The following is an 18052-nucleotide window of genomic DNA, read 5'->3' on the forward strand; positions in this document are numbered from 1 at the left end:
GGTTCGATGAGCGCATGATCAGCATCAGCCACGAGGACTTCGAGGAAGCAGTCGACGACGCCCTGGATTCCCTGCCGGAGGAGACCGCGCGACTGATCGCGGAGTCCAACGTGGTGATCCTGATCGAGGAGGAGCCCGACCCGGTTCGCGACGGCCGTCAGAGCTCCGAGCTGCTCGGCATCTACCACGGCATCCCCCTGGACCAGCGCAGCACCTTCGACAGCTACATCGAGCCCGACCGGATCCTCATCTTCCGCGGCCCCATGCAGCGGGTGTGCGCGAGCCGCGACCAGCTGGGCGCGGAGATCCGGGTGACGGTGCTGCACGAGCTCGGCCACATGTTCGGACTCTCCGAGTCGAGGTTGCACGAACTCGGGTGGGGGTGAGGTCGCGGGCCTCCCGCAAGTGCTCTAGTCGACGACGTCCCAGGACCTCTCGTGCCCGTCGCCCCGTGAGACCAGGACGAAGTGTCCACCGGTGGGGTGGATGTCGCCGGGATGGCGGATCTCGGTGGTGGTCAGCATCGTCCCGTTCTTCGCGGACAGCACCGTGACCTGCTCGGAATCAGGGTGCAGCCAGCTGCGGTACGGGGACCAGGCGGTCGGCTTCGAGGTGATCACGACCTGCCCGTTCGCGACCGCCACGACCTGCTGATCGGCAGGGGCGCCGGGGATCTGCTGGCGCCAGGCCCTCGCGCCGTCGGGCTCCACGAAGAGCGTGGAATCCTCCAGGGCGAACGCGAACCCGGGGGTCTCCGCGAGGCGCCGCTGAGGGTGGGCCTCGTCGACCTCGAAGGAGCTCGAGCGGGGCTCGGTGGGGGTGTACGTGCTCATGAGGACATCGGGATCGAGGTCCGGGTTCGCGGGGGCCTCGGTGCTGCCGGTGCGCGGATCGAGCAGAACCGGATCACGGGTTCCCGGATCCATCCCGAAGCCGCGCAGAGGGATCGGGTGCCGATCGAGGTCGTAGCCCGTCCCGTAGCCCAGCTCGGTGGACCAGCCCGTGCTCCCGTCCGGGGTGGTCCCGGTGACGCGGCAGGTCGTGGGCGTCGCCGACGTGTCGCTCTCCGGTGGGCAGATGCGAACCGCGGCGTACCCGTCCTCGGCGGCGATCACGTCCAGCGTGCCGTTCTCGGGGACCACGAACGACCCCACCCGGGTCCGCTTGCCGTCGGATACCCGCCAGACGTCCCGTGATCCGTCGAGGGCCTCGGACTCGACGTAGACATCGCCCGACGACGACAGACGGCTGCTCTCGCGGTCGGCTCCGTCGGTGCTCAGGGTCCGTCCGGACGAGGTCTCCACGACCTCCGTCCTGCCCCCACGTGTGAAGACCAGGTGGTTCTTCCCGACATAGGGAGCCGAGTGCTCGTCCTGGGGGAGGTCGTCCCGGTGCCAGGCGACCGCGCCGTCCACGCGCACCGCCGTCACCAGGATCGGAAGACACAGGGTCGCTGCCGCCACGGCGAGACCTGCGAGAGGTGCGAGGACGGTGCGCACGCGTCCGTGCAGCACGGCGCGCAGCAGCAGGAGGAGGGCCAGCCCGAGGAGGAGGCACCCGGCGATGTACACCCAGGTCTGGGTGAGCACGACCATGGCGACGCTCGCACCGCCCAGCACGACCGGCAGGACCAGCGCGGGCCACGTGTGTCGCAGGGGTCCCACCGTCACCGCGAGTGAGGACGTCGGCGTCTGTGCGTCGGGACCGGGAGGCATGGCTCATGGTCCCATCTGCGTGCGCGAAGGACGGGTATTGGGCGGTGTGAGGTCGTCCGGTGCCGCGGTGTGGCCATGCGAGGCGGTCAGTTCCCGAGGAAGACGGCGTTGCGCGTCCGGATGGCGTCCTCGGTCTCGGGGAAGAACAGCGAGACGCCGTTCTCCGCGGCCTGGGTCTGGATCCGCTCGACGGTGGGCCGGAGGGTGCGTTCGTACTCGACGAAGGCGGCGTCGATGTCGCCACCGGCCGTGGAAAAGGCGTCGGCCAGCGCGGTCGCGCCGATGATCGCGAGCGAACCGCCCATCCCCGCCGCGGGCGATGCGCAGTACCCGGCGTCGCCCACCAGCGCGATGCGGCCGGAGGACCAGCTCGGCACGCTGATCTGGCTGAGCTTGTCGAAGTAGAAGTTGTCCGCGGTGACGGCTCGCTCGACCATCTCGACGAACGGGCCACCGGCATCGGCGAACGCCGTGCGCAGGAGCGTCTTCTGCTCCTCGTCGTCGTGGTAGTCGTAGGCGATCTCCTCGTCGGCGTGGAAGGCGAGGACGATGTCCGTGGTCGTCTCGTAGGAGTTCAGCATCAGGGTCCGGCCCGGGAGGCTGAGGATCCGCGTGGTGTCGGCAGGGATGAACGTGTCGCCGACGATGGCGACGGTGAAGTAGTTGCGCAGGAAGCGGCTGTAGCCGCTCTCGGGGCCGAACCTCAGGCGCCGGACGGTCGAATGGTTGCCGTCGCAGCCCAGCACGAGCGCGTACTCCCCGGTCGAACCGTCGCGGAAGGAGGCCCGTACGCCGCCCTCCACGTCCGTCAGCTCGACGATGGAATTCCCGAAGCGGAGCTCGACGTCATCCTCGATCGCGGCGAACAGGATCGCCAGCAGATCGTCGCGGTGGATCTCGTAGCCGTCGGCGGGTCCGTCGACGCCTGGCGGCGAGGGCTCGATCCGGCCGATCACGCCGCCGTCGACGGTCGCCAGCTCCGTCGCACGGGGCGGCAGGGCTTTCGCGCGGATCGCCTCGAGCAGGCCCATCCGATCGACGATCGCGATCGTCTCGTCGCGGATGTCGACGGGCGTCCCGCCCTTCTTCACCCCGTGGCCGGTCTCCACGACCGTGACCTGATAGCCGAGTCGTCGCATCCAGAACGCCGACGCAAGACCGGCGAACCCCGCGCCGGAGATCAGCACTCGGTTCGGCATGTCCGTAGGGTTCGACCCCATCGTGGTCCCTCTCGGTTCAGATTTGTGGTCCGGAAGCAGGTTCACGGCGTTCGTCGTGACTGTAGTCCTCCGCCCATGACGGCGCGGAGCGTCCGGGATCTTCCGGTCGGAGGGCGGTTCGGGAACATCGGTTGAACCTACGGGCCCATCTCTCCGATTCCTGCCGGCCGCACCCGCGACCGGCATAGTCTCGCCGCATGATTACCTGCCACGTCCGGTACGAGATCGACCCTGAGCAGATCGAGGCCTTCGAGCGGTTCGCCCGGCGCTGGATCGAGCTCGTGAACCGCCACGGCGGCGTCCACCACGGGTACTTCCTCCCGGCCGAAGGGGCCAGCGACATCGCGTACGCCCTGTTCAGCTTCCCGAGCCTCGCCGACTACGAGCGGTACCGCGAGCTCTTCGGCGTCGATCCGGACTTCATCGCGGCGGACAGGATCCGTGACGAGTCGGGCTGCGTGCGTCGCTACGAGCGCACGTTCCTGCGGCCGGTCACCGAGGGCTCCAGTGAGTGAGAGGTGCCCTGGCATGACGTCGCTGCGCATCGTCATCACGTGAACCTTGATCAGCCCGCTGTTTTCGTCGCGAGCACGTACGAGGCCGTGGCAGCGAAGTTCAGTGCCACGGTTCGATGGCGGTGACGCTGCGTCCTGCCGACTCGGCTCGTGCAGCCAGGTCTCCTGCGCCGCAGCCGACGTCGAGCAGTGACCCGGGTCCGGTGTCCTCGAGCAGGCGATCCACAGTCCCTGCGCACAGTTTCCCGAAGGATCGCGGATAGGCGTCGGCGACGTCGCCCCAGGTGCTCATGCGCCGATTCTTTCCCATGCGATGCGGAGTGGCTTCGCTTCAGGGTCCCTTCTGCAGCATCCGCTCGACGGCGATGACGACCGAGCGTCGGCGGGCAGCGACCGTCTCGCTCTCGTCCGTCGCTTCCTCGAGGCCGGTGAGCCCCGCGGGGGAAAGCTGCCAGGCCTGGGCGATGGCGTAGACGAAGACGAGGACGTCCACGGGCGAGAGGGGACTCGCGTCGGCCGTCGCCACGGCGAGCGTCTTGTCGCGATAGGCCTCGCTCGGCTCGGCAGTGGCCTCCGGCCGCTCGAGCTGGGCCCACATGCTCAGCCGGAGCACGTCGGGAAAGCGCTGATGGTGGTCGAACACGTCCCCGGCCCATTCGGCGAGGTCGTCCGGGCGCGGAGGGACGTTCTCGGCCATACGCCGCAGCGCCTCCGCCACGGTCGCATCGAACAGGCTGCTCTTGCCGCCGTAGTACGCGTAGATCATCCGCACGTTGCTCTTCGCCTGCGAGGCGATCCGCTCCACGCGCCCGCCGGCGTAGCCGTGGGTCGCGAACTCCGCGGTCGCTGCGGCAAGGATCCGCTCCTTCGTGGCGTCGGCGTCACGTGGCATCGGGGTTCCCTCGAGTTCGGTGTTGACGGGCGCTTGGACCCGGTCTACTTTAGCGGTAAGTATTCATTTACTTATCGGAGCTGACATGACACGCATCGCCCTCGTCACCGGAGCCAACCGCGGACTCGGCCGGGCCACCGCGCTCGTCCTCGCCCGGAACGGCATCAAGATCGTCGCTGCCGCGCGAGGGGACGCGAGCGACGTCGTCGACGAGATCGCCGCGTCGGGCGGTGAGGCCCTCGCGGTCCGGCTCGACGTCGCCGACCTCGCGTCCATCGCGTCGGCCCGTGACGCCGCGCTCGCCGGTATCGAGCAGCAGTGGGGCGCCCGAATGATCGACGTGCTGGTCAACAACGCCGGGGTCGGGCTCTTCGCGCCGCTCGGAGAGATCACGCCGGAGGACGTCGACACCACGTTCCAGGTCAACGTCCGAGGTCCGCTGTTCGTCACCCAGACCTTCCTGCCCCACCTCACGGAGGGCGCGCGGATCGTGAACGTGTCGAGCTCGCTGAGCCGGCACGTCAGTCCGGCCACCTCCGTCTACGCGGCATCGAAGCAGGCGCTCGAGGCGCTCACCCGCAGTCTCGCCCTCGAACTGGGGCCACGGGGGATCCGGGTCAACTCGATCGCACCGGGGCCGACGGCCACCGACTTCAACGGGGGAGCCATGCGCGACAGCGACTCCATGCGCGAGATGCTGTCCGGGCAGACCGCGCTGGGGCGTGTGGGCGAGCCCGGCGACATCGCCGGCGCGATCGCTGCCCTGGTGTCGCCGGAGTTCGGGTGGGCGACGGGCGAGCGCATCGAGGTGTCGGGAGGGGTGTTGATGTGAGTGCCGAACGGGGGTGAGGGGCCGGTGCATCGTGAGCGCCGCCTCCGGATGCCTATTGACTTTCGATAGAAACCTATCGATACTCGATATATGACTCGAGATCTCCCACGCCCGCCGTTCGCCCTCGTCGTCGCCACGGAAGCACTCCTGATCGTGCTCTTCCTCGTCGGCCTCGGTGCCATCGCTCTGCTTCCCGGGTTCTCTGCGGACGCCGCCGCGACCCTTCCCGAGTACGCAGGCCTTCGTGGCCCGCTCCTCGCGGTCGCGATCACCTTCACGATTCTCGGGCTCATCGCCCTGGCCATGGTCGGGCTGCTCGTGCACCGCGTCCACAGCGGGACCATGCTGACGAGCCCGTCCCTGCGCTGGGTCGACGTGCTGGTCGCCACCCTCGGGTGCGCTGCCGTGCTGATCGTCGTGGGGTTCTTCGTGATCAGCAACGGTCAGGCCGGGAGCCCCTTCCTCGCGCTCATCCAGGTCATGGCGTGCATCGCCCTCGTCTCCACCATCTGCATCACGCTCGTGCTGCGGTCCCTGCTGGGCAATGCCATCCATCTGCGCGCCGAGCTGGACGAGGTGGTGTGATGCCGATCCGCATCACGATCGATCGCATGCTGGCCGAGCGCGGCATGAGTGTCAGGGACTTCGCGGACGCGGTCGGCATCACCCCGGCGAACGTCGCGGTGCTCAAGAACGGGCGCGCGAAGGCGGTGCGCTTCTCGACCCTCGACGCGATCTGCAGAGTCCTGGACTGCCAGCCCGGGGACCTGCTGCGATACGAGGACTGAGGCGACGCGGCGGATCCGCGGGCGGGGTGTTGATGTGAGCGAGTCGCACGGACCCGCCCCGCTCACCCCTCCGCCGGGTCGAGCCCTCCGCTCAGTCCGGCCTCGTGGGCGATGATCGCGATCTGCACGCGATTGGAGCAGTCGAGCTTGGCGAAGATCTTCGAGACGTGCGCCTTCACGGTCGCCTCGCTCATGAACAGCCGTTCGCCGATCTGCGCGTTGGACAGCCCCGCGCCCACCGAACCCAGCACCTCGCGCTCGCGCTCGGTGAGCTGATCCAGGCCGGGATGCTCGGCGCTCTGGGCGCCGGGGTTGGACTGCGAGAAGTGGGAGAGCATCCGCCGGGTGACCGTCGGGGCGAGCATGGCGTCGCCCTGGGCGACCACGTGCACGGCGCGGATCAGGTCCTGCGGGGGAGTGTCCTTGAGCAGGAACCCGCTCGCCCCGGCCTCGAGCGCCTCGAACACGTACTCGTCCATGTCGAACGTGGTCAGCATGATGATCTTCGGCGGATCGGTCTCGGCGCACACGGCCTCGGTGGCGGCGATGCCGTCCATCGAGGGCATCCGCACGTCCATCAGCAGCACGTCGGGCCGGTGGCGCTGCACGAGCTGCACCGCCTGGTTCCCGTCGGATCCCTCGCCGACGACCTCGATGCCCGGATCGGCGCCGAGGATCATCGCGAGCCCGGCGCGCACCAGCGAGTCGTCGTCGATCAGAGCGATCCGCTTCACCCCTGCTGATTCGGCCACGGGATCACCGCCTTCACCTCGAAACGTCCGTCGTCCGTGGGGCCCGACGTGAATGTCCCGCCGGCATGCGTCACCCGAGTCTCGATGCCGGAGAGCCCCATGCGGGCTCCGGGCAGATCCGAGGTGAACCCCTTGGGAAGCACATTACTGATCTCGATCAGCAGGTCGTCGCCCGGCTCGCCGATCAGCGCGACCCTGGCGCGCGTGTGACGGGCGTGCTTGTGGATGTTCGTCAGCCCTTCCTGCACCACCCGGTAGGCGGTGCGAGCGAGCGCGTCGGGCACGCGGACGTCGATGAAGTCGAACAGCTCGACCTGCACCCCGGCCTCCTTGGTCGCGTCCACCAGACGCCTGACGTCCTCCCAGGTGGGCTGCGGGTTCAACGGGGCGACCTCCTCCTCTCCGCGCAGCACACCGAGCACCTCGCGCAGCTCGGAGAGGGCATCGGCGGCGGTCTCCCGGATCAGCCCGGCGGATCGGGACACCTCCTCCCGCTCGAGGTTCTGGTTCACCTCGAGCGCTCCTGCCTGCAGGGCCACCAGGGAGATCTTGTGGGCGACGATGTCGTGCATCTCCCGCGCGATCCGGGTGCGCTCGGCACGGCGGGCGTCCTGCTCGGCGGTCGCCCGGCGGTGCTCGGCCTCCTCGGCCCGCCCGGTGAGCTCGCGCAGCAGCTCCGAGCGCGCGCGGGCGTACATGCCCATCAGCCCCGCGACCACCGCGACCAGACCGCTCACGATCGCGCCCGCGAGCGTGGGATGGGAGGGGTCGACCAGGTGCGGCAGGACGCCGGCGACCACCGCGAGAGCCATCACGCCGATCGGCTGCCAGCGGCCGCGCAGTCGCACCGTCAGCGCGAACGTCGCGACGGCGAGCACCACCTGGGAGGCGCCCAGGACGTCGACGACGAGCACGAGGGGCAGCAGCCAGCGCCACCAGCGATGTCGGGCCAGCAGCGCGAGCCCCGCGAGCAGTCCGATGACGATCGAGAGCGGATCCTCGCCCGGACGCTGGGTGAGGTTCCACGCCACCCGCCCGGCGGTCTCGGCGAGTACCGCGATCACCAGCACGATCTCGACCCACGCCCGGCGTCCCGGCACCGCCTCCTGCTCCATCGGGCCACTGTATCCAGCGCGAACCGGCGCCAGGTCGTCCTTCGGTCGCAGCTCGGGCACGCGTGCGGCGACCAAAGTCGGTGCCGAACACTCCTGCCGACGGATCCGCGGCGACGCCTCTTTCGGGAGGGTGGCCCCATGACCACCACCACGCACCGCGCCGCCGACGGCTCCCGGGCCGCCGGATCGGCGACAGAGGGCTCATCCGCGGGCGGCCTGGAGCTGCGCATCGAGGGCCTCACCAAGTCCTACGGGGAACAGCGAGCCGTCGACGGCCTCGACCTGCTGTGCGAGCCCGGGAGCGTCACCGGGTTCCTCGGCCCCAACGGCGCCGGCAAGTCCACGACGCTGCGCATCCTCACCGGGCTCGCCGAGGCGGACGCCGGCCACGCGCTCGTGGGAGGCTCCCCCTTCCGTGCGCTCCCGCAGCCAGCGCGCACCATCGGCGTCATGCTCGATGCGCGCACCCTGCATCCCGGCCGCACCGGCATCGAGACGCTGCGCCTGGCGGCCCGCACCTGCGGGATGCCCGCGAGCCGCGCCGACGAGGTGCTCTCCCTGGTGGGGCTCGACGGCGCGGGACGCAAGCGCGTGCGCGGCTACTCCTACGGCATGCGGCAGCGCCTCGGCATCGGCGTCGCGCTCATCGGCGACCCCGCCGCCCTCGTGCTCGACGAGCCGGCCAACGGCCTGGACCCCGAGGGGATCCGCTGGATGCGCCGCCTGCTGCGCTCCTTCGCCGACGCCGGCGGCACCGTGCTGCTCTCCAGCCACCAGCTCCACGAGGTCCAGGCGACGGTGGACCGCGTCGCCATGATCGCCCACGGTCGCCTCGTCGCCGAGGGCACTCTCGAGGACGTCACCTCGCAGGGCGGCACGCGCGTGGCGGCCACGGACGTCGAGGCCCTACGCCGCGCGATCGAGTCGTCGGGTGTCGCCTCGACCCCCAAGTCCGACGGCTCCTTCACGCTCGCCCTCGAACCGGCCGACGTGGGGCGCCTCGCCCTCGAGCACTCCCTCGTGCTGACCGAGCTGCAGCGACTGAGCGACGGCTCCCTCGAGGACGTCTTCTTCTCCCTGACCGACGACGACCGCGCGAGCACCGCGCCCGCGGCCCAGGAGGCATCAGCATGACCACGACGACCACCCCGAACCACTCCGGGCCTTCGAAGGCGTCCGCTCCCTCGCACCGCGCGTCGCCCGCCGGTCCCACGCGTGCCCCCGGCACCGTGCGTCCGCTGCTGGACCTGCGTCAGGTGCTCGACACCCTGGCGATGCGGATCCTGCTGGCCGTCAGCGGCGTGTGCGTGCTGGGCATGGCCCTGCTCGCCACGGTCCTGCAGCCGCTCATCCTCGAGCCCGACATCCAGGTCTCCTCCGGCGGCGCCCTGATCGCCGTCTCGCTCGTCCTCTCGGTCGTGCTGCCGGTGCTTACCGTGCTCACGGTCGCGGGGGAGTGGCCGCAGTCGATCCAGCAGACCTTCCTGCTGCGCCCGCGCCGCACGGGAGTGCTGGTCTCCAAGGTGATCGCGGCGCTCGCGATCACGATCCTGGTGATGGCCGTGACCTTCGGTCTCGCACTGGGACTCTCCGCGCTCGTCGGCTCCGTCTCGGGCCGCGGCGCCTCGTTCCAGAACCTCGGGGACAACATCCTGGGCCTGGGGCTCGCCGGCCTGTTCTCGGCTCTCTTCGCGATCGCCTGCGCCACGCTCCTCCAGGGCACGGCCCTGGCCATGGTCGTCTCGATCGTCGTGCCGTTCGTGGTCACCATCGCCGGCAACCTGATCGGCGCGCTGGGCTCGCAGACGGTCTCCGACGTGCTGAGGTACGTGGATCTCTCGACGGCGGCCCAGGCGATCGCGACGAACCAGATCGAGGTCTCCAGCATCATGGCCCCCGTGCTGCTCATCGTCCTGCCGTTCATCGCGGGCGCCATCCGCTGGTCGCGCCGCGAGATCGGCTGAACCGCGAGATCGGCTGATCCGCGAGATCGGCCTGGCCGGCCGTGGCTGAACGGGGCTCGGGGCGCCCGCGTCCCTAGGATGGGCGGGCACCCCGTGCCCCCGATCCCCAGGAGCAGCCCCATGCAGCGCACCCGTTCGCACCGAGGCGCCCTGCGCGTGCTCGCCGGCGCCGCCGCGACAGCGCTCCTGCTCTCCGGGTGCAGCCTGCTCGACGCCGGCGGCGACGGCGACCAGCCGGGCGGCGGATCGAAGGGATCGGGATCGAGCAGCGCGAGCGACGGCGCGTCGGCAGGGTCCTCGGCCGGGGCGTCCGGCGACGGGTCGACCCCGCCGCTCGCGGAGCTCGGCACCTCCCACGCGAAGGACCTGCCCGGGGACCCGGCCGAGAGCTCGGACTACGCCGAGTACTACGACCAGCACGCGGACTGGGGGACCTGTGATCAGGGCGTGCGCGACGAAGCCGCGATCCCGGGCCTCGAGTGCGCGAGCGTCAAGGTGCCGCGCGCCTGGGACGATCCCGGGGCGGAGGACGTCGAGATCGCGATGGTGCGCCTGCCCGCCACCGGCGACCCCAAGGGGACGCTCATGACCAACCCCGGCGGGCCCGGCAACTCCGGCGTCGACTTCCTCGCCGAGAACGGTGACTACCTGTTCAACCAGGAGGTCCGCCGGAACTACGACCTCGTCAGCTTCGACCCCCGCGGGGTCTCCCGGTCCGAGGGCGTGCGCTGCCTCGATGATGAGCAGACCGACGAGTACCGCGCCGACACCTTCGACGGCGGCACCCCGGAGGGCCTCACGAAGTCCCTGGACTGGATGGAGAAGATCAGCGACGCGTGCGAGAAGAACTCCGGGGACCTGCTGCCCTACCTCGACACCTACTCCGCGGCGCGCGACATGGACGTGCTGCGCGCGGCCGTGGGCGATGATTCCCTGAACTACATGGGCTTCTCCTACGGCACCTACCTCGGCTCGATCTACGCCGACCTCTATCCCGACCGGGTGGGGCGCTTCGTGCTGGACGGCGCGATGGAGCCGAGCCTGACGGCGGACGAGCTCGTCGCCGGCCAGGCCGAGGGGTTCCAGAAGGCCACCGAATCCTTCGCGAAGTTCTGCACCGAGCGCGAGGACTGCCCGATGGAGTCCTCCTCGCCGAAGCAGGCCACCAGCGAGCTCAGCGACCTGCTCGACTCGATCTCCGACGAGCCTCTGCCGACGACGGATCCCGATCGCCCGCTCACCGGCGCGCTCGCGGCTGCGGGCATGCAGATGACCCTGTACAGCAACGACTACTGGAGCCTGGGCGTCGACGCCCTGAAGGACGCGAAGAACGGTGACGGCACCGCGCTGCTGGCCCTGGCGGACCTCTCGGCCGGCCGTCAGGACGACGGCTCCTACAAGGGCAACGACCTCTTCGCGATCAACGCCGTGAACTGCCTGGACCGCCCGGGGGTGAAGGACCTGGACTGGCAGAAGAAGGAGAGCAAGCGCCTGCTGAAGGAGTACCCGGCCGCGGGCATGACCGACTACTCGCAGGCCATGTGCGACCTGTGGCCGGTCAAGCCCCTGCGGGAGCCCGCTCCCGTGCACGCCGAGGGCAGCGGCGAGATCGTGGTGGTGGGCACGACCAGGGATCCGGCGACCCCCTACGCCTGGTCGAAGAAGCTCGCCAAGGAGCTCGACAACGCCTCGCTCATCACCTTCGACGGCGACGGGCACACCGCCTACGGCCGCAGCGGCGGCTGCGTCGAGCAGGCCGTGAACGCGTACCTGATCGACGGGACCTCGCCCCAGAAGGGCCTGACCTGCTGACGGGGGAGTGCGCTGCGCGATGGCCGGCCGGCGCGGCGTGACGCGTTGCTCACCGATCCGCTTTGCGCCTCCCGGCGCGGGTCTCGTAGAGTAGCCAGGTCCGCGGTGCGCTGCGGACACGCCGCCTTAGCTCAGTCGGTAGAGCGATTCACTCGTAATGAATAGGTCGCCGGTTCGATTCCGGCAGGCGGCTCCGGGAAACGGCCCCTCACCAGCTTCGATGCTGGGGAGGGGCCGTTCGTGTTTGGCCGTGGAGCGCGTCCGTGGCCGGTTCTCGGCCGGCCTCCGGCCGATGCGTGCGAGGGGTGATGTGCAGGAGAGCCGTTCGTCGACCAAGGTGCTTCGCTCAGCCAAGATCGTCGACGTCGACGTCGACGTCGACGAGCCAGCCTTCGAGCGGTTCGTAGACGGTTCCGTCGATCCAGACCGTGACCCAGGTGCGCTCCTCGTAGGGGGCGCCGTCGCCGTGCGCACGGACGGGGTAGCGGTTTACCGCTCTGCGGAGACCGGTGAGTACTCCGACGGCGGGGTGGCCGGCTCCGTGAACCGTGATCCTGCGGCCGATGTGTTCGGTCGTCAGTCCCTCGAGCTTCATCGCGTCTCCGTCGTTCTCGGGGCCTCCACGCAAGCCTGGTCGGCTGAGTGACGCGCCGGTTTAGTTGTGGTTTGACATCAATCATCCGGTCCGCGGTACCGTACCGACCCGTAGACGATCTAACAATGCTTTCGCCGGGCGTCGCGCCGGTCGTCACGACCGTCCGCGCGAGCGAGGAGGCGTCATGGACGACCACGGTCCGGGCACACCGAACTCAAGGAGGGTCTCGCTCATGGCGACCACAATCATCGTCGGGTTGGTGTTCCTCGTGGTTCCCGCTTTCCTGGGGAGCGGCGAGACGTCGGGTGTGGTGCGGCTCGTGTGCGCACTGGCCGCGCTGGTGGTCTTCGTGCTCGGTGTCCTGCTGGACCGGAGGATGTCTCGCCGCCGGGGCGAATGAGCGCATCCGGACCGTCGCCCTGAGACCTCTCAGCCGCGTCGGTGCGGCGCGGAGACCAGTCCCAGTTCGAAGGCGCGCACGGCGACCTGCAGGCGCGAGGAGCAGTCGAGCTTCGTCATCAGAGAGCCGACGTGGGACTTCACCGTGGACTCCGACAGGCTGAGGCGTTCGGCGATGCGCGCGTTGGACTCGGCCTCGCAGACCAGCTCGAGAACGTCGCGCTCGCGATCGGTGAGCGAGTACGTCGCTGCCGCGGCATCCGCGTCCGGGACGGAGTCCGGCCCGGGGGTCAGGGCGGGCAGAGAGCGTGGCGCTCCCGCGGAGTCGGGGGAGACAGCGCTCGCCGTGCTCGGACTCGGTGCCGGGAGCGATCCGTCCGCCGCGTTCGGTGCCAGGGGGCCCTCGGACCGTTCCTGGGAAGCGGTCTTGGCGAGGTGGGCGGCGAGCTCCGGGGTGATCATGGTGCCGGCGCGGACGGCTGCCGCGCGTACCGCCGCCGCCAGCGCTGCTGCCGTCGTGGACTTCAGCAGGAAGCCGACGGCGCCGGCCTGGATCGCGGACGTCACCTGCTCCTCGGTGCCGAAGGTCGTCAGCACCATGACCGCGGGAGCTCCCGGCCGCTCGCAGATCTGCCGGGTCGCGGTGATCCCGTCGATGCCCGGCAGTACCAGGTCCATGAGCACGACGTCGGGCTGCACCGCCCCGAGGGCCTCGAGAGCGGCCTCGGCGCTGTCCACGGCGCGCTCCACGCGCACGTCGTCCTCGCGGGCCAGGTAGCCCTCGAGGGCGGTGCGGACGATGGGGTCGTCGTCGCAGATCAGCACGGTGATCATCGGGGCGGGATCCTCTCGGGGTGGGGTGAGGGCGGTGCGGTCGGCGCTGTCGTCACAGACCCGGTTCCCGGGGCAGTCTGATGCGGGTCAGGAAGATCTCCCCGTCCCGCTGGACCTCGAGGGATCCACCGGCGGCCGACAGTCGCTCGCGGAGTCCTCGCAGTCCCACGCCGCCGCTCACGCAGACGACGGGGTCGGCATCGATCGTATTGCGCACCAGCAGCTCGACACCATCGGACGTGGATTCGGACATGATCGCGACCGGCCCGGCAGGGTCGGCATGCCGGATCACGTTGGCGACGGCCTCCCACAGGCAGCGCAGGAGCACCGGGGTGGCCGAGGGCGGCACGGGCTCCTCCGCCTCCGAGATCAGGTTGACCGAGAAATCCGCGGCCTCGAGCCGGTCCCGCGCAGCCTGCAGGGCGTCATCCCAGCTCGCGGCGTGCACGGGCGATCCGTGGATGCCGTCCTCGAGCGACGTCTCCGTGCGCAGCGACTCCATCAGGCTGCGCAGATCGTCGGTGGACAGTCGCGCCGTGCGCGAGATGCGGGCGAAGGCCTCGGCATCCTGCGTCGAGACACCCTTGGCGCGCTGGGCGGTCTCCGCCAGGAGGATGACCTCGGTGATCGCCCGGACCCCGGTGTCGTGGAGCTCGCGCGCGATCGCCCGGCGCTGCTCGGCGAGGTCGAAGGCGTGACGTGCGCGCTCGGCGCCGATGTAGAGGATCATCGAGCGCCACAGGGCCCCGAGAAGATACGCAGCGGCGAGCAGGAAGATCCAGACCAGAGCATTGGCGACCAGATCGGCATTGCTCTGCGCGGTGCGCTCGGAGGCCACGGTGATCACCGCGGTGTGCCAGAGCCCGATCGCGATGGCCGGGAGCAGACGTCCCGCCCCTGCGCAGGTGGCCAGGGCGACCGGGGAGACCAGCACGCCGAGCCCGGGCGTGAGCCCGGGGTCGATGAGGGCGGCCGAGAGGATCAGCCCGATGAGGACACCGCCGCTCACGGGTCGCGCGATCGCCAGACCGCCGCCGAGGCTGAGCCCGACGCCCATCAACGCCGAGGGGATGCCGTAGGGGAGCGTGGAGGGGACGATGAGCACCAGGAGGAAGAGGGTGATCGCGACGGTGGCACCTGCGCTCACGCGCAGGGAGCCGGGAATGGTCTCCGAGGGCCGGAAGAGGCCACCCAGGGCACGTGACCACAGGGAGCCTCTCCGATGCTCGGGGCGCCGCGGAGGGGACGTCGGCGAAGGCGCGACGTCCTTCGGCACGGCAGACCCCTGGAAGTTCACTGTGCTCAGCGTAATGTGCGAGCACGACCGTGGCTCCATCTGCACCCAGATCGGAACGTGAAGTGCAGGGAACGCAGGCGCGGCCCTGGTCGTACGGCCGATCCCGGCCACCCACCCATGGAGCTACACCCCAGGAGAACCGTCATGTCTCGTTCGCTGTCCTTCGCCACCCGCCCCCTGACCACCCTTGTCGCCGCCGGTGCACTGCTCGTCGGCTCCCTGGCGGTGCCCGGTGCCGCCTTCGCGTCCGAGAGCCATGGAGCGGTCATCGCCGACTCGAACCACACAGTCGCCTCGCCTCGCGAGCGAGCGATCGAGGGCGGTATCGAGGCGTCCGATCCTCTGCACCAGCGGGCCGTCATCTGCTGGATCGCCCCGACCTTCCCCTGGATCTGCAAGCAGCTTCCCCGCTGATCCTCCGCGGTCCTGATCGGGCCCCGTCCCGCCGCTTTCCGCGGTGGTGTCGGGCTCGGCCGGACTCCGCACCGAACCCACCTCGGCCCGGCCGCACATGGCGACCGGGCCGAGGTGTGTCAGAAAGATTCGCGGACTCCGTCTGTGCCCGGTCGATTTCTGGACCAGGTCCAAAAAGCGTAGTAGCCTGTTCGTATGACGACCGACCTGGCTGATGACCTGCGCTCTGCGGGTCTTCGCGTCACCGCTCCGCGGCTGGCGACACTAGCGGTTGTCGCCGAGCGTCAGCATGCCGAGGCGGACGAGATCGCCGCCGCGGTGCGTGAGCGTCTCGGCACGGTCTCGCGTCAGGCCGTCTACGACGTCCTGCATGCGCTCACCGATGCGGGACTGCTGCGGCGCGTCGCCACCGGCGCGCGTCACGCCGCCCGCTACGAGATCCACCGGCACGACAACCACCACCACATGGTGTGCCGGGTGTGCGGTCGCCTCGAGGACGTGCCCTGCACGACCGGAGAGGCGCCGTGCTTGACACCGTCGGACGATCTCGGCTTCGACATCGAGGTCGCTGAGGTGCTCTTCCGCGGCGTGTGCTCCGCATGCCGCACCGCATCGGAACCGGTCGGTGCCCCCCCTCCGGTCGGCGCCGAGGCTTCCTGATAACTGCTGGACAACGCGACATCCGTCAAACACTGCGACGAACTGCGACGCCCGTCCCGCTCAGCCCGAGCGGGACGGGGCCCACACCCCGAGCGCCTCTGCGGGCGCGACGGGGACGCCCCGCCTCCCGGCGCTCTCGTGCCGGGACCACGCCCCTGAAGGAGACATCGTGACCTCGTTCGACCCCGTTGCCGACCACGATTCGACCAAGCCGTCCACCGCCGACGCCGGCGCACGCCGCGAGAGCGATGCGAACTCGCTCTCGCTGGGCACCGACGGCCCCCTGATGCTCCACGACGTCGCCCTCGTCGAGAAGCTCGCCCGCTTCGACCGCGAGCGCATCCCGGAGCGCAGCCCGCACGCGAAGGGCTCCGGCGCCTTCGGCGAGCTCGAGATCACCGAGGACGTCTCGCAGTACACCAAGGCCGGGCTCTTCCAGAAGGGCGCCAAGACCCCGATGCTGGCGCGGTTCTCGACCGTGGCCGGTGAGCTCGGCTCGCCCGACACCTGGCGTGACGTGCGCGGCTTCGCGCTGAAGTTCTACACCCAGGAGGGCAACTTCGACATCGTCGGCAACAACACGCCGACGTTCTTCGTGCGCGACCCCATGAAGTTCCCCGACTTCATCCACTCCCAGAAGCGCACCCCGGATGCCGGTCTGCGTGACAACACGATGCAGTGGGACTTCTGGACGCTCTCGCCCGAGTCGGCGCACCAGGTCACCTACGTCATGGGCGATCGCGGTCTGCCCAAGACCTGGCGCAACATGAACGGCTACTCCTCGCACACCTACATGTGGGTCAACGAGGCCGGCGAGAAGTTCTGGGTGAAGTACCACTTCCTGACCGAGCAGGGCGTCGAGTGCCTGACCAACGAGGAGGCCGGTGAGCTCGCGGGCCTCGACGGCGACTACCACCGTCGCGACCTCTTCAACGCGATCGACGGCGGCGACTTCCCCTCCTGGCGCGTCGAGGTGCAGATCATGCCCTACGAGGAGGCGAAGACCTACCGCTTCAACCCCTTCGACCTCACCAAGATCTGGTCGAAGAAGGACTACCCGCGCATCCCCGTCGGTCGCTTCACGCTGAACCGCAACCCGGTGAACCACTTCGCCCAGATCGAGCAGGCCGCGTTCAGCCCCTCGAACATGGTGCCGGGCACCGGCGTCTCGCCCGACAAGATGCTGCTGGGTCGCGTGTTCTCCTACCCCGACGCGCACCGGAACCGGCTGGGCACGAACTTCAACCAGCTGCCGGTGAACCGCACCGTCGTGAAGACCAACTCCTACGACAAGGAGGGGTCGATGGAGTTCTTCCACAGCGGCGATGCGCCGGTGTACGCGCCGAACTCCTTCGGGCGTGCCTACCAGGACGAGCAGGGCCCGGTCGACAACGGCTGGGAGGCCGACGGCACCCTCGTGCGCGAGGCCTACACGCTGCGCAAGGACGACGACGACTTCGGCCAGGCCCACACCCTCATCCGTGAGGTCATGGACGAGGGCGAGCGCGAGCGTCTGATCGAGACCGTCGCCGGTGCGCTGGAGACCGTGATCGAGCCGGTGCTCTCCAACGCCTTCGAGTACTGGAAGAAGATCGACCAGGAGGTCGGCGAGCGCATCGAGAAGGCCGTGCGCGGCGACCAGGGCGACCAGGTCCCCGGAGCGGATCCGCTCTCGGAGTGATCTGATCCCTCCTCCCGTGGCCCGGTGTCGACGCGTTCGGCGCCGGGCCGCGTGCTGTCCAGACGCTGTTCGGCGTCGTCAGCAGCTCGGGGGAGGGGCGGTGGATGTGTGGGCGGGCGCGGCCGGGCGAGGGTGTCCTCGGCGTCGCCGGCCGCGGGTCCTCAGACCACCAGCACGTCGCAGGGGGCCGAGAGCAGGAGCTTCTGCGGGGTGATGCCCAGCAGGTGACGGGCGACGTCGCGCTCGCGGCGCAGGCCGATCACGAGCAGCTCGGCCTTCTCCTTCTCGACCGTGTCCAGCAGGACGTCGGAGATGTCCTCGTCGCTGGTCTCCTGGCGGATGTCGACGCGCACGGCGGAGCCGCGCAGGCGATCGGCCGCCGCATCGAGGTCACCGTCGCTCGCGTGGCGCGGATCGTCCTCGTCGTTCGAATGCACCACGTTCAGGACGATCAGGGGGCCGCCCCGACTCTCCGCCTGGGCGCGGGCCGTGTCGAGCGCGTCGAATCCCACCGGGGTGGGGATGAAGCCGACCACCACTGCCACGTTGACCTCCTGTGTCGGGGGA

General features: G+C 69.8%; 22 protein-coding genes and 1 tRNA gene. 13 read left to right on the plus strand and 10 right to left on the minus strand.

The window, feature by feature from the left end; genetic code table 11:
- Nucleotides 1–14 precede the first annotated feature (14 nt).
- Nucleotides 15–386, plus strand: coding sequence for a metallopeptidase family protein (locus tag DEO23_RS06515; RefSeq protein ID WP_109275193.1), 372 nt, complete (start codon nucleotides 15–17; stop codon nucleotides 384–386).
- Nucleotides 387–410: 24 nt separating this feature from the next.
- Here DEO23_RS06515 and DEO23_RS06520 read toward each other — a convergent pair whose 3' ends face one another.
- Complete coding sequence (locus tag DEO23_RS06520) at nucleotides 411–1670, minus strand: hypothetical protein (protein WP_165831748.1); 1260 nt, start codon at nucleotides 1668–1670, stop codon at nucleotides 411–413.
- Nucleotides 1671–1801: 131 nt separating this feature from the next.
- Nucleotides 1802–2914 carry an FAD-dependent monooxygenase gene (locus DEO23_RS06525; protein WP_109275195.1) on the minus strand — a complete coding sequence of 371 codons (1113 nt, stop codon included), beginning with the start codon at nucleotides 2912–2914 and terminating at the stop codon, nucleotides 1802–1804.
- A 218-nt stretch (nucleotides 2915–3132) separates the two neighbouring features.
- On the opposite strand from DEO23_RS06525, the gene DEO23_RS06530 reads away from it, so the two are divergent.
- A complete protein-coding gene (locus DEO23_RS06530) occupies nucleotides 3133–3450 on the plus strand; it encodes an NIPSNAP family protein (protein WP_109275196.1) in 318 nt (105 codons plus the stop codon).
- Between the two features lie 100 nt (nucleotides 3451–3550).
- Here the strand turns inward: DEO23_RS06530 and DEO23_RS06535 are convergent, their stop codons facing one another.
- Entirely contained in the window at nucleotides 3551–3742 is a 192-nt protein-coding gene (locus DEO23_RS06535) for a class I SAM-dependent methyltransferase (protein ID WP_109275197.1), read from the minus strand.
- Between the two features lie 39 nt (nucleotides 3743–3781).
- Nucleotides 3782–4342, minus strand: a complete 561-nt coding sequence (locus tag DEO23_RS06540) for a TetR/AcrR family transcriptional regulator (protein WP_109275198.1) — start codon at nucleotides 4340–4342, stop codon at nucleotides 3782–3784.
- 85 nt (nucleotides 4343–4427) lie between these two features.
- Here DEO23_RS06540 and DEO23_RS06545 point away from each other — a divergent pair, with 85 nt between their 5' ends.
- The 3 genes from DEO23_RS06545 (at nucleotide 4428) to DEO23_RS06555 (ending at nucleotide 5962) form a co-directional block, all read left to right on the plus strand.
- A complete protein-coding gene (locus DEO23_RS06545) occupies nucleotides 4428–5174 on the plus strand; it encodes an SDR family NAD(P)-dependent oxidoreductase (protein ID WP_109275199.1) in 747 nt (248 codons plus the stop codon).
- Nucleotides 5175–5264: 90 nt separating this feature from the next.
- On the plus strand, nucleotides 5265–5759 hold the full coding sequence (locus DEO23_RS06550) for a DUF2975 domain-containing protein (RefSeq protein WP_109275200.1): 495 nt from the start codon (nucleotides 5265–5267) through the stop codon (nucleotides 5757–5759).
- Nucleotides 5759–5962, plus strand: a complete 204-nt coding sequence (locus DEO23_RS06555) for a helix-turn-helix domain-containing protein (RefSeq protein WP_109275201.1) — start codon at nucleotides 5759–5761, stop codon at nucleotides 5960–5962. Before DEO23_RS06550 ends, DEO23_RS06555 begins: the two co-directional genes overlap by 1 nt.
- A 62-nt stretch (nucleotides 5963–6024) precedes the next feature.
- Here the strand turns inward: DEO23_RS06555 and DEO23_RS06560 are convergent, their stop codons facing one another.
- Together DEO23_RS06560 and DEO23_RS06565 are read right to left on the minus strand one after the other, a co-directional pair.
- Complete coding sequence (locus tag DEO23_RS06560; protein ID WP_240613255.1) at nucleotides 6025–6714, minus strand: response regulator; 690 nt, start codon at nucleotides 6712–6714, stop codon at nucleotides 6025–6027.
- Nucleotides 6693–7829 (minus strand): sensor histidine kinase, encoded by a 1137-nt coding sequence (locus DEO23_RS06565; protein WP_109275203.1) that lies wholly within the window; start codon nucleotides 7827–7829, stop codon nucleotides 6693–6695. Before DEO23_RS06565 ends, DEO23_RS06560 begins: the two co-directional genes overlap by 22 nt.
- A 138-nt stretch (nucleotides 7830–7967) precedes the next feature.
- Here DEO23_RS06565 and DEO23_RS06570 point away from each other — a divergent pair, with 138 nt between their 5' ends.
- The 4 genes from DEO23_RS06570 to DEO23_RS06585 all read left to right on the plus strand — a co-directional run bounded on the left by DEO23_RS06570 (nucleotide 7968) and on the right by DEO23_RS06585 (nucleotide 11798).
- Nucleotides 7968–8963 carry an ABC transporter ATP-binding protein gene (locus tag DEO23_RS06570; protein ID WP_109275204.1) on the plus strand — a complete coding sequence of 332 codons (996 nt, stop codon included), beginning with the start codon at nucleotides 7968–7970 and terminating at the stop codon, nucleotides 8961–8963.
- A complete protein-coding gene (locus tag DEO23_RS06575) occupies nucleotides 8960–9793 on the plus strand; it encodes a V-type ATP synthase subunit I domain-containing protein (RefSeq protein ID WP_109275205.1) in 834 nt (277 codons plus the stop codon). The genes DEO23_RS06570 and DEO23_RS06575 overlap by 4 nt, the downstream gene beginning before the upstream one ends.
- A 120-nt stretch (nucleotides 9794–9913) precedes the next feature.
- On the plus strand, nucleotides 9914–11605 hold the full coding sequence (locus DEO23_RS06580; protein ID WP_109275206.1) for an alpha/beta hydrolase: 1692 nt from the start codon (nucleotides 9914–9916) through the stop codon (nucleotides 11603–11605).
- Nucleotides 11606–11725: 120 nt separating this feature from the next.
- Nucleotides 11726–11798: transfer RNA gene (locus tag DEO23_RS06585), tRNA-Thr, on the plus strand.
- 153 nt (nucleotides 11799–11951) lie between these two features.
- Here DEO23_RS06585 and DEO23_RS06590 read toward each other — a convergent pair.
- On the minus strand, nucleotides 11952–12200 hold the full coding sequence (locus DEO23_RS06590; protein ID WP_109275207.1) for a hypothetical protein: 249 nt from the start codon (nucleotides 12198–12200) through the stop codon (nucleotides 11952–11954).
- A 232-nt stretch (nucleotides 12201–12432) separates the two neighbouring features.
- Here DEO23_RS06590 and DEO23_RS16060 point away from each other — a divergent pair, with 232 nt between their 5' ends.
- Nucleotides 12433–12600 (plus strand): hypothetical protein, encoded by a 168-nt coding sequence (locus DEO23_RS16060; RefSeq protein ID WP_165831749.1) that lies wholly within the window; start codon nucleotides 12433–12435, stop codon nucleotides 12598–12600.
- Nucleotides 12601–12629: 29 nt separating this feature from the next.
- On the opposite strand, the gene DEO23_RS06600 is transcribed toward DEO23_RS16060, so the two are convergent.
- Complete coding sequence (locus DEO23_RS06600; protein WP_109275209.1) at nucleotides 12630–13433, minus strand: response regulator transcription factor; 804 nt, start codon at nucleotides 13431–13433, stop codon at nucleotides 12630–12632.
- Nucleotides 13434–13485: 52 nt separating this feature from the next.
- Entirely contained in the window at nucleotides 13486–14580 is a 1095-nt protein-coding gene (locus DEO23_RS06605; RefSeq protein ID WP_165831750.1) for a sensor histidine kinase, read from the minus strand.
- A 294-nt stretch (nucleotides 14581–14874) separates the two neighbouring features.
- Here DEO23_RS06605 and DEO23_RS06610 point away from each other — a divergent pair, with 294 nt between their 5' ends.
- The 3 genes from DEO23_RS06610 (at nucleotide 14875) to DEO23_RS06620 (ending at nucleotide 17485) form a co-directional block, all read left to right on the plus strand.
- Nucleotides 14875–15144, plus strand: coding sequence for a hypothetical protein (locus DEO23_RS06610; RefSeq protein WP_109275211.1), 270 nt, complete (start codon nucleotides 14875–14877; stop codon nucleotides 15142–15144).
- 195 nt (nucleotides 15145–15339) lie between these two features.
- Nucleotides 15340–15804 (plus strand): Fur family transcriptional regulator, encoded by a 465-nt coding sequence (locus DEO23_RS06615; RefSeq protein WP_109275212.1) that lies wholly within the window; start codon nucleotides 15340–15342, stop codon nucleotides 15802–15804.
- Nucleotides 15805–15973: 169 nt separating this feature from the next.
- A complete protein-coding gene (locus DEO23_RS06620; RefSeq protein ID WP_109275213.1) occupies nucleotides 15974–17485 on the plus strand; it encodes a catalase in 1512 nt (503 codons plus the stop codon).
- A 161-nt stretch (nucleotides 17486–17646) separates the two neighbouring features.
- On the opposite strand, the gene DEO23_RS06625 is transcribed toward DEO23_RS06620, so the two are convergent.
- Nucleotides 17647–18030: a universal stress protein gene (locus tag DEO23_RS06625; RefSeq protein ID WP_109275214.1), complete on the minus strand. Its 384-nt coding sequence runs from the start codon at nucleotides 18028–18030 to the stop codon at nucleotides 17647–17649.
- Between the last annotated feature and the right edge of the window lie 22 nt (nucleotides 18031–18052).

This window comes from Brachybacterium endophyticum (assembly GCF_003130585.1).
Lineage (GTDB): Bacteria > Actinomycetota > Actinomycetes > Actinomycetales > Dermabacteraceae > Brachybacterium > Brachybacterium endophyticum.